Source organism: Empedobacter sp. UBA5924 (genome assembly GCF_002431085.1).
Classification (GTDB): domain Bacteria; phylum Bacteroidota; class Bacteroidia; order Flavobacteriales; family Weeksellaceae; genus Empedobacter; species Empedobacter falsenii_B.
In genome coordinates, this window is sequence record NZ_DJDM01000052.1 from 1 (window position 1) to 10,445 (window position 10,445).

9 protein-coding genes are annotated in these 10,445 nt (G+C 30.7%); 7 read left to right on the top strand and 2 right to left on the bottom strand.

The annotated features are described in order from the left end of the window. The 4 genes from B3792_RS13170 to B3792_RS13185 form a co-directional block, all read left to right on the top strand. On the top strand, nucleotides 1-695 hold a 695-nt coding region (locus tag B3792_RS13170), incomplete at its 5' end, for a hypothetical protein (protein WP_291069831.1). A 78-nt stretch (nucleotides 696-773) separates the two neighbouring features. After that, nucleotides 774-3,395 carry a valine--tRNA ligase gene (locus tag B3792_RS13175; RefSeq protein WP_291069833.1) on the top strand — a complete coding sequence of 874 codons (2,622 nt, stop codon included), beginning with the start codon at nucleotides 774-776 and terminating at the stop codon, nucleotides 3,393-3,395. A 105-nt stretch (nucleotides 3,396-3,500) separates the two neighbouring features. After that, a complete protein-coding gene (locus B3792_RS13180) occupies nucleotides 3,501-4,232 on the top strand; it encodes an alpha/beta hydrolase (RefSeq protein ID WP_286496176.1) in 732 nt (243 codons plus the stop codon). 83 nt (nucleotides 4,233-4,315) lie between these two features. Beyond that, nucleotides 4,316-4,954: a LysE family transporter gene (locus tag B3792_RS13185; protein WP_286496177.1), complete on the top strand. Its 639-nt coding sequence runs from the start codon at nucleotides 4,316-4,318 to the stop codon at nucleotides 4,952-4,954. 4 nt (nucleotides 4,955-4,958) lie between these two features. Here B3792_RS13185 and B3792_RS13190 read toward each other — a convergent pair whose 3' ends face one another. Then, nucleotides 4,959-5,393: a hypothetical protein gene (locus B3792_RS13190; protein WP_286496178.1), complete on the bottom strand. Its 435-nt coding sequence runs from the start codon at nucleotides 5,391-5,393 to the stop codon at nucleotides 4,959-4,961. 370 nt (nucleotides 5,394-5,763) lie between these two features. Here B3792_RS13190 and B3792_RS13195 point away from each other — a divergent pair, with 370 nt between their 5' ends. The 3 genes from B3792_RS13195 to B3792_RS13205 all read left to right on the top strand — a co-directional run bounded on the left by B3792_RS13195 (nucleotide 5,764) and on the right by B3792_RS13205 (nucleotide 9,650). After that, on the top strand, nucleotides 5,764-6,171 hold the full coding sequence (locus tag B3792_RS13195; protein ID WP_219035236.1) for an RrF2 family transcriptional regulator: 408 nt from the start codon (nucleotides 5,764-5,766) through the stop codon (nucleotides 6,169-6,171). Between the two features lie 111 nt (nucleotides 6,172-6,282). After that, on the top strand, nucleotides 6,283-7,590 hold the full coding sequence (tilS, locus tag B3792_RS13200) for a tRNA lysidine(34) synthetase TilS (RefSeq protein ID WP_286496179.1): 1,308 nt from the start codon (nucleotides 6,283-6,285) through the stop codon (nucleotides 7,588-7,590). Further along, the gene (locus tag B3792_RS13205; RefSeq protein ID WP_291049271.1) at nucleotides 7,584-9,650 is read left to right on the top strand and encodes a protein-disulfide reductase DsbD family protein; all 2,067 of its coding nucleotides are present in this window, start codon (nucleotides 7,584-7,586) and stop codon (nucleotides 9,648-9,650) included. Before tilS ends, B3792_RS13205 begins: the two co-directional genes overlap by 7 nt. Nucleotides 9,651-9,721: 71 nt before the next feature. On the opposite strand, the gene B3792_RS13210 is transcribed toward B3792_RS13205, so the two are convergent. After that, nucleotides 9,722-10,369, bottom strand: a complete 648-nt coding sequence (locus B3792_RS13210; RefSeq protein WP_219035233.1) for a T9SS type A sorting domain-containing protein — start codon at nucleotides 10,367-10,369, stop codon at nucleotides 9,722-9,724. Between the last annotated feature and the right edge of the window lie 76 nt (nucleotides 10,370-10,445).

The window sequence follows — 10,445 nt, forward strand, 5'->3', positions numbered from 1 at the left end:
AATCAAAATGCACAACGGGTTTAATATATATTAATATGAAAAGAATAATTGTTACAATAATGCTTCTAGTTTACAATTTTACTAATGCACAAATGTCTTCTACAGCTACTGTTAATGAATATAATCTACAAACTATTGTTGCAGAAGTAAAACAACAGAAATATACAGAAGGAGTTACTAGTAAAGATGAATATTTTAATGTTAATTTTCTTCCTGCAAGTATAGATGGTTTCAAAGAAAAGGAGAATTTTAGATATAATGCATTACTAGACGATTTAGAGTTTTTAAGAGATGGATATTTATATAAAATGAATAAATTATCAAACCAGACTATTAGATTCGATGATGGTAAAATTCTTAAGTATGTAAGTTATATTGATGGGGGTACATTAACATCAAGATATTTACAAGTATTATCACCTTTAGATCGAAAAATTGTACTTTATAGAAAATTATCTAATGATGGAGTAGATGGTCTTGGTGCTGGTGGTTTAAATGCTTCTAATAAGAGAAATTATTTTAAACAAGAGAAATTATTGATTGGTTATAGTGATAAAATGTATAATGTTCCAAATTCAACTAAAAAATTTAAAGATTTTACAGATAAAGACGTAAATCAAATTGTAAGTACAAATAAACTTAGCATAAAAAAAGAACAAGATTTAATTAAACTTATTGATTTATTGAATAAATAAAGAAATTATATAATATCTTAGAAATGTTGGGCAGATTGTGTAAATTTGCCCAAATTTATTTTAAGTCATATATAAATAATGGAAATCGCATCTAAATATACGCCAACGGAAGTTGAAGGAAAATGGTATGAATACTGGATGGAGAAGAAGTATTTTAAATCTACTCCAGATGAAAGAAAAGCTTACACAATCGTCATTCCACCACCAAATGTAACAGGTGTCTTGCACATGGGACATATGTTAAATAATACGATTCAGGACGTTTTAATTCGTCGTGCGCGTATGCGTGGATTTAACGCTTGTTGGGTACCAGGTACAGACCATGCTTCAATTGCTACTGAAGCGAAAGTTGTTGCGAAGTTAAAAGAGGAAGGTGTTTCTAAATTTGATATCGGTCGTGAAGAATTTTTAAATCACGCTTGGGATTGGACGCATAAACATGGTGGAATTATTTTAGACCAATTAAAAAAGTTAGGAGCTTCTTGCGATTGGGATCGTACGAAATTTACGATGGATCCAGATTTATCTGAATCTGTTCAACGTGTTTTTGTTGATTTATATAACAAAGGATTAATTTACCGTGGATACCGTATGGTAAATTGGGATCCGGAAGCAAAGACAAATATTTCTGACGAAGAAGTTATTCATGTTGATAAAAATGGAAAATTATATCATTTAAAATATCAAGTTGACGGAACTGATCAATATATTGTTGTGGCGACAACTCGTCCTGAAACAATTTTTGGTGACTCTGCAGTTTGTATCAATCCAAATGACGAGCGATATGAATGGTTGAAAGGAAAACAAGTTATTGTTCCAATCGTTGGTCGTAAAGTAAATATTATCGAAGACGAATATGTTGACATCGAATTTGGTACAGGATGTCTTAAAGTTACGCCTGCACACGATGTGAACGATTACGAATTAGGTAAAAAACATAATTTAGATTTTATTGATATTTTTACGGATGATGCGAAATTAAATGATTTAGGATTAAATTATGCTGGATTAGATCGTTTCAAAGCGCGTAAAGAAATCGAGAAAGAATTAGAAGAAAAAGGTTTACTTGAAAAAGTAGAAAATTATAATAATAAAGTTGGTACATCTGAAAGAACAGGAGCGGTGATTGAGCCTAAAATTTCAAATCAATGGTTCTTGAAAATGACAGATTTAGCTAAACCAGCTTTAGAAAATGTAATGAATGATACGATTAAATTTCATCCTGCGAAATTTAAAAATACATATCGTAATTGGATGGAAAATGTAACAGATTGGAACATTTCTCGTCAATTATGGTGGGGACACCAAATTCCTGCATTTTTCTATGGTGATGGAAACGAAGATTTCGTTGTTGCTCTAACAAAAGAAGAAGCTTTACCATTAGCACAGGAAAAAACAGGAAATGTTACATTAATAATCGAAGATTTACGTCAAGACGAAGATGCGTTAGATACTTGGTTTTCTTCTTGGTTATGGCCAATTTCTGTTTTCAACGGAATCAATGAGCCAGAAAATGAAGAAATCAATTATTATTATCCAACACAAGATTTAGTAACTGGTCCAGATATTATTTTCTTTTGGGTTGCGCGTATGATTGTGGCTGGATATGAGTATCGTAACGAATTACCTTTCGAAAATGTATATTTCACAGGAATTGTTCGTGATAAACAAGGGCGTAAAATGTCAAAATCGTTAGGGAATTCACCAGATCCAATCGAATTGATGAACGAATATGGTGCAGATGCTACGCGTATGGGAATGTTGCTAACAGCGCCTGCTGGGAACGATTTACCTTTCGATGTTGATTTGTGTCTACAAGGACGTAATTTTGCGAATAAAATTTGGAATGCTTTCCGTCTAATAAAAGGTTGGGAAGTGAAAGAAGATTTAGAACAAACTTCTGCTCAAACAAAAGCGGTTGAATGGTTCGAAAATAAATTCCAACAAGCATTAGCAGATATCGAACATAATTACGATCAATATCGTTTATCTGATTCATTGATGGCAATTTATAAATTGATTTGGGATGATTTCTGTTCTTGGTACTTAGAAGCAATTAAACCTACTTTTGGTGAGCCAATTGATGCAAAAACTTATGCAGCAACAATTTCTTATTTAGAAAATGTATTGAAAGTTTTACATCCATTTATGCCTTTCTTAACAGAAGAAATTTGGCATTTAATTGCTGAAAGAACAGAAAACGAAGCCTTAATTATTTCTAAATATCCTGAAGTAACATCTTTCAATGAAGAGATTATCAAGAATTTTGAAAATACAAAAGAAGCAACAACTGCTATTCGTGGATTACGTTCAGAAAAAGGAATGTCACCAAAAGAAGCATTAGAAGTTTTTGCTGATGCTCAAGCTGCGAATGAAATTTATGTAGATGTGTTCTCTAAATTAGGAAATGTTTCTAATTTCAATACAGGTGATAAACCAGAAAAAGGTTTTGCTTTCCGTGTTGGTACGTTAGAATTTATGGTTCCGATGTCTGATAATATCGATATTGAAGCTGAGCGTGAGAAATTACAAAAAGAGTTGGATTACAACCAAGGTTTCTTAAACTCGGTTCGTAAAAAATTATCAAACGAAAAATTTGTTGCTGGTGCGCCAGAACAAGTGATTAATGCAGAACGTAAAAAAGAGGCTGATGCATTATCTAAAATTGCTCAAATTGAAGAGCAGTTACAAGCTTTGTAATTTTAATTTAATTTTTAAAATATATGAAAAACCACTCCAAATTTTGGAGTGGTTTTTTTATTGATTTTTTTCGATTAACTTTAATAAAGCCTCAAAAAAGTATAAATGTCAAGCGAATTAAATTACAAAAAGAAAAAGTTGTATTCTGATTTTTTAAACCAAGAAAGAAATATTTTTGTTTGGATACCAGAGCGTTTTATAAATGAAAGTTTGCCTGTTTTGTATTTATTAGATGGCGGAATTAATGAAAAATTTAAGCAAATATCAAAACTAATTGATGAGTTAATTATATCAAATCATATTCAACCATTGATGATTGTAGGAATTGAAAATATTAATCGAAATTTAGATTTTACAAGAAATACATACATTGCAAAAGATAAAAAATGGGTTCCAGAATATGGAAATGCAGAATATTTTGAGAAATTTATTGTATTAGAATTACTTCCTTATATTTCGAAAAATTACTATACAAATAATTCGAAAACTATTGTTGGTGAGTCTTTAGGCGGATTATTGGTAATGGATATATTGTTTTATTTTTCGCATTATTTTGATTCTTATATCGCAATTGATCCTTCGCTTTGGTGGAATAACCACGAATTGTTTGACTCTTATTGTAAAAAATTTGATTTTAATCTATTAGAAAATAAAAAGATTTGGATTTCAAGTTCTAAAACTATTTCAATTTCAAAGTTTACAGATCAATTTGTAGAAAAATTACGCGAAAAAGATAACTTGAAATCAAATTGGAATTATTTACATGATCCTTCGCAAAATCATTTCACAATTTTCAATTCTTCAATAAAATCAGCGTTAATATGGATGTTTAAGTAATATTTTTTTAAATGATTCATATTACTTCAATAGGTTTCTCCAACAAGTTTGTCTAAATTTGCAAACCTTTTTAAAAAGAATTAATGCAGTATTTAGAACTACTTTTAATCGGAGTTTTCACAGCTTTTATTGGATCATCCATTCCTGGATTGTTGAATATGACGGTGGTAAAAATTGGGAAACAAGAAGGAACTAAAAGTGCATATAGTTTTATGTCTGGAACAGCGATTACGATTGCAATTCAGGTTTATTTGGCAATTTTTCTGGCAAAATTTATTGATTTTAATGAAGAAGTTACTAAAATTTTTAGGGAAGTTGGATTAGCTGTTTTTGTAATTATTACGATTTATTTTCTCTTTTTTGCAAAGAAACAAGATCAAAAAAATAAGAATAAAAAGCTAAAACAACAAGGTAATGTAAAACAGAAAAATAAATTCATCTATGGGTTATTGTTATCTGCCATAAATGTTTTTCCAATACCTTTTTATGTATTTTTAAGCGCAACGTTGATTTCGTATAATGTTAATGTTTTTGGACAACCAAATAGCTCAGTTTTTGCTTTAGGAGTCGTTATTGGTTCGATGATTATTTTTGGTCTGTATCTGAAATTTTTTAATTCAAAATCAGAAGAAGATTCGTTTATTTTAAAGAATATCAACTATGTAATAGGAGGAGTGACGAGTGTGATTTCTTTGTTAACGATTTATCAACTTTTTCAATAAAAATTTAATTCAAATTTTGCTTTGGATGCGAGTATTTAAGCAAATATTCCATCACTTCATCGCATTCTTTTCCTTCTAAAATATAACTCAAAATATCTTCGATTAATTCATCAATAATTTGAGGATTAAATTCAAATTTTTTAGCTAAATCAATACAAATTGCTTTTTCATTTTGATGAATATTCAAATCAACAACCATTAACAAAACAGCGTCGTACAACAAAGAAAGTCGATCAGTAAAGGTTTTTGGCAACGTAAAATCAAACTTCGTGTTCTCGTTCAAAATATAACTTATATCTTTGGCAGAAAGCTCATGAAATTTGGCAATATCAGAGATAATTTGAATCTCTTTTTCATTCAAATTACCATCACTTTTACCAATAATAAATAAATTTTTGATGTGATTTAATTTGTCAATCAAAGTAAGATTATTTTTCATTTGTTGCTTTTTGGGATTAAAAATACTTAAAATAGTGTTAAATTAACGTTCAAAATTTTTCATGTGCCAGATTTTAAAACGAAAATAGATGAGATTTATGATAAGCAATGTAAGAATAAAGCAAATATTCGTCATCTTACTGTTTATTAGCGAAAAATATATTTAGAAAGAGTTTTTCACATATGAAACCGATTTTAAAAGTCAATTGGTTTTTATCACCTTCAAAATTTCTCAATTATCCCTATAATTCTACAACTCAAAAGGTAATTGATTTTTTGATGAAATATTTTTAAATCTCGGTTCAACGATTTAATTTTATATTTGTTTTATACAACAATCAACGTTATTTTTGTAGTTAAATCTTATAGAATTGTTATCAAAAAAGACAAAATACGGACTAAAAGCAATGGCTCATTTGGCCAGACAAGAAAGTAACAAACCAGTTTTAATCGGACAAATTTCTGAAACAGAAGTTATTCCGAAAAAATTCTTGGAGGCTATTTTATTGGATTTAAAAAAGTTAGGCTTTGTCAATTCGAAACAAGGAAAAGGTGGTGGATATTATTTGGCACGTGATGCGAAAGATATTAGTTTAGCATCTTTGATTCGTGTTTTAGAAGGACCAATCGCGCTTTTACCTTGTGTAAGTAAAAATTACTACGAAAAATGTGATGATTGCCCTAACGAAGGCATTTGTACATTGAATAAGGTGATGGTTGAATTGAGAGATTCGACTTTAGAAATTCTTGAAAATAAATCTTTAGAAAGTTTAAAATAAATCTTTAGCCTGAGTTTTTCAGGCTTTTTTATTGTAAAATTTTATAAGAATGAAGAAAAAAAGTATAACTCTTTTTCGAGAATTCTTCCTAATTTCGAACATTTGTATTTCATGAAAAATAGATCTATACAACAAGAGTTTAAAGAACTTTTAGAACAACGTTCTTTTTCTACGCATCGTTATTTATTGGCGATTAGTGGAGGGATTGATAGTATGGTTTTGTTAGATTTATTCCGTCAAACAGCTGCAAATTTTCAGGTGGCACATTGTAATTTTCAGTTGCGTGAAGAAGACGCAAATGGCGATGAATTGTTTGTGAGAGAATATTGTGGAAAATATAATATACCGTTTCATTCGACTCGTTTTGATGTTGCGGCTTATCAGAAAGTAGGAAATTATTCGGTAGAAATGGCTTGCCGAAATTTGCGTTATGAGTGGTTTGAGCAAGTTCAACAACAAAATTGTTTGGATGTTTTGGTGACAGCTCATCATTTGGATGATAATATTGAAACTTTTTTGATTAATCTTTCTCGTGGAACAGGTTTGAAAGGTTTGGTTGGAATGCAAATTGATAATGGAAAAATCTTTCGTCCACTTTTAAATTTTACAAAAAATGATTTGTTGGAATATGCAAAATCAAATGAAATAAATTGGCGAGAAGATTATACGAATGCGACGGATGATTATACTAGAAATAAGATTCGTCATCACATTACACCAATTCTAAAAGAGCTTCATCCGCAATTTGATGAGAATTTTTTGTCAAGTTTAAATCATATCAATGATAATTATCAAATTGTACAAAATAAAGTTGGAGAAGTTAGAAGTGATTTATTCTCAGGAGATAATCCGATTGAAATTGAAATTTCAGCATTAAAAAAACTTCAACCATTAGAAACATTTTTACATTATTTGTTCGAAAAATATGGATTTTCGTCGAGCAAAGAAATTTTAAAATTTTTGGATGCAGAAACGGGAAGTGAAATAAAATCAGCAACTTATCGATTAATTAAAAATCGAGAAAATTTGTTGTTGCAAAAAATAGAAGAAGAAAATGAAGATGAATTAACGATTTTTGATGAGTTAATTGAAATCAATTCGTTAAATTTGAAGTTCGTGAAATCGATAAATCCACACGAAAACGCTACTGAAATAGTAGACTTTACATCAATTTTGTTTCCGCTTAAACTTAGAAAAGTGAAAGAGGGAGATTTCTTTTATCCAATTGGAATGAAAGGTCAAAAAAAATTGTTGAGTAAGTTTATGAAAGATTTGAAACTTTCTAAGTTAGAAAAAGAGAAGGTTTGGTTGCTTTGTGACCAAAAAGATCAAATTATTTGGGTGGTAAATCATCGTTTGGATGAACGTTTCAAAACGACAGAAACAAGTAAAAACTTTTTAAACATTACAGTATGTTAAAGAAACTTTGGATACTTTTTTTGTTTCCAATTTTAGTCAACGCACAGTTATTTAGTCCTGCAAAATGGTCGAGTTCGGTGAAGGAGGTTGGACAGAATGAGTTTGAAATCGAGGTAACAGGAAAAATTGATAGAGGTTGGCACCTTTATTCAATGAAACATCCTGATGGAGGAATTGGAATTCCAGCAAGTGCATCATTTAAACCAGCTGCAAATGCAAAATTGATTGGAGGTACGCGCGAAGTTGGAAAACGTATAGATAAATACAGCCAAATTTTTGAACAAGATGAAAAATATTACGAAAATCAAGTAAAATTTGTTCAAAAAGTGAAAGTTTCGGGTGATAAACCTGTAAATGTATCGTACACAATAGAATTTCAAATGTGTGATGCCGAACGTTGTTTGCCACCAGATGAAACAAGCGGAACGATAAAATTAACGCCTTCCGCAAAAGTTGAAGAGACGAAAGAAGAGGCAAAGCCAGCAGATGCTACAGAAGCAAAAGATACTGTTGCAGTAAATGAAATTACGCAGGATTCTGTTCAAGAAGATTCTACAGCTGTTGTTGTAGCAACACAAGATACAATCAAAAAAGTTGATGATTCTTTATTAGCAGATAACGAAAAGAAAGATAATGGTTTATTGAAAATCTTTTCTTTAGGATTTTTAGGAGGATTAGCAGCGCTATTAATGCCTTGTATTTTCCCAATGATTCCTTTGACAGTAAGTATGTTTACAAAACAAAGTAAATCGAAAGGAGAAGGAGTTGGAAAAGCCTTTATTTATGGATTATCAATCATTGTTATTTATGTTGCATTAGGTTTATTGGCGACAGTTATTTTTGGACCATCAGTCCTAAATGAAATGTCAACAAATCCGTGGGTGAATTTAGCATTCTTTGCAATTTTCATTGTATTTGCTATTTCATTTTTTGGAGCTTTCGAATTGACATTACCAAGTAAATGGGTAAATGCAGCTGATAAAGGTGCTGATAAAGGCGGATTAATTGGAATCTTCTTTATGGCATTCACATTAGCATTAGTGTCTTTCTCTTGTACAGGACCAATTATTGGTTCGTTATTAGTTCAAGCGACGCAAGGAGGAAACTATTATTCATTAATCGTAGGAATGTTTGGCTTCTCTTTAGCATTAGCGATTCCATTTACATTGTTTGCGATGTTCCCTGGTTGGTTAAATTCAATGCCAAAATCTGGTGGATGGTTAAATACAATCAAAGTTTCTTTAGGATTTATTGAATTAGCTTTTGCCTTGAAGTTCTTATCAAACGCAGATTTAGTTTGGCAAATGAATTGGTTACCAAGAGAAATTTTCTTAGCATTTTGGATTGCAATTTTTATCTTCTTAGGATTATATCTTTTAGGTAAATTTAGATTAGAATTAGACTCACCTGTGCAAACAATTGGTGTTCCGAGAATGTTATTTGCATTGGTTTCGATATCATTTGCGATTTACATGATTCCAGGTTTATGGGGTGGACCATTAAAACTATTAAGTGGTTTAACACCTCCAATGACCTATTCTGAAGCGCCACGAGGTTTCCACGAAGGTGTAGGAGGTGGACAAGCAACAGCTAAATTTGATGATCCAAATATGGTTGCTGGACCTCATGGAATTCCTGCATTCAAAGATTTTGATCAAGCAGCAGCTTACGCAACGAAAGTTGGAAAACCAATGTTGTTAGATTTCACAGGGCATGCGTGTGCAAATTGCCGTAAAGTTGAAGAACGTGTTTGGAGCGATGAGCGTGTGAAGAAAATTTTGGCTGAAGATGTTGTTTTAGTTTCGTTATATGTTGACGAAGCAAAAGAATTACCAGAAGATCAAAAAGTATTTTCGAAAGCGTTAGATCGTAATTTGAAAACAGTTGGTAACAAATGGACTTCTTTCGAGATTGAACATTTCAATGCAAATGCTCAACCTTATTATATTTTGGTTGATAAAGATTTGAATCGTTTTTCTAAACCTTTAGAAGCTGAACTTGATGTAGAAGTTTACCTAAAATGGTTACAAGATGGAATCGCGAAGTATAAAGCGAAATAATTATCTTTTATATAGTAGTAAAAACTCCCGCATTTGCGGGAGTTTTTTGTTTATGAATTATACGTGTTAAACTATTCTTTAATAATCTTTTTCGTGTAATTTGAAGTTTCATTTTTCAATGTAACAATATAGATACCTTTTGGTAATGATTTGAATTTTGAATTGATAGTTTTATTCAATTCATCTATATTTCCAATCGAATTTGTGATGACTTTTCCATTGATGTCAATTACACTTAAATTGTATTGTCCTTTTGAATTGTTAAGTGTAATCTTAATGTTTGAGTCATTTTTGATTGGATTTGGAACAATATTAAAATCCGTAGATTTGATACTTTCGTTAGTAGATAAATTAGTTGGATAAACTAGTATTTTAGCGCCATCGAAACCAACAGCATATACTTTTTTAGCATTGACTGGGAAATCTACAAATGTATTTTTAAACGTAACATCTCCTGTACCTAAAACAGAAACAGAAATTAATTCGTCTTCTTCATTGTAAGTTTCGTAAGCAACAGCATTTGCCCATTTTGCAGTTTCAACAGTTAAAAACGTTCCGTTCGTATTTGTTACAATACTAGCACCTTCACCTGTTTTCCCAGAAAGTTTTAATTTGTCTTTGTAAATATTTACATTAAATGAGTTTAAGTAATGCATTACTGGAGAAACTGGTTTTGGATAATTTTTGGATTTGATATACGATTTTGCTTCATCAATCATTTCTTGCGTGACAATGATAGTAACTTTTCCGTAGTCATCAATTTCTTTAGTAACAGTGTAATCTTCCCCTTGTTAA

Coding starts and splice junctions, on each gene's coding strand:
- tilS (WP_286496179.1), top strand. CDS start 6,283: ATGAAAAATAGATCTATACAACAAGAGTTTAAAGAACTTTTAGAACAA.
- B3792_RS13190 (WP_286496178.1), bottom strand. CDS start 5,393: ATGAAAAATAATCTTACTTTGATTGACAAATTAAATCACATCAAAAAT.
- B3792_RS13205 (WP_291049271.1), top strand. CDS start 7,584: ATGTTAAAGAAACTTTGGATACTTTTTTTGTTTCCAATTTTAGTCAAC.
- B3792_RS13175 (WP_291069833.1), top strand. CDS start 774: ATGGAAATCGCATCTAAATATACGCCAACGGAAGTTGAAGGAAAATGG.
- B3792_RS13185 (WP_286496177.1), top strand. CDS start 4,316: ATGCAGTATTTAGAACTACTTTTAATCGGAGTTTTCACAGCTTTTATT.
- B3792_RS13180 (WP_286496176.1), top strand. CDS start 3,501: ATGTCAAGCGAATTAAATTACAAAAAGAAAAAGTTGTATTCTGATTTT.
- B3792_RS13210 (WP_219035233.1), bottom strand. CDS start 10,369: ATGATTGATGAAGCAAAATCGTATATCAAATCCAAAAATTATCCAAAA.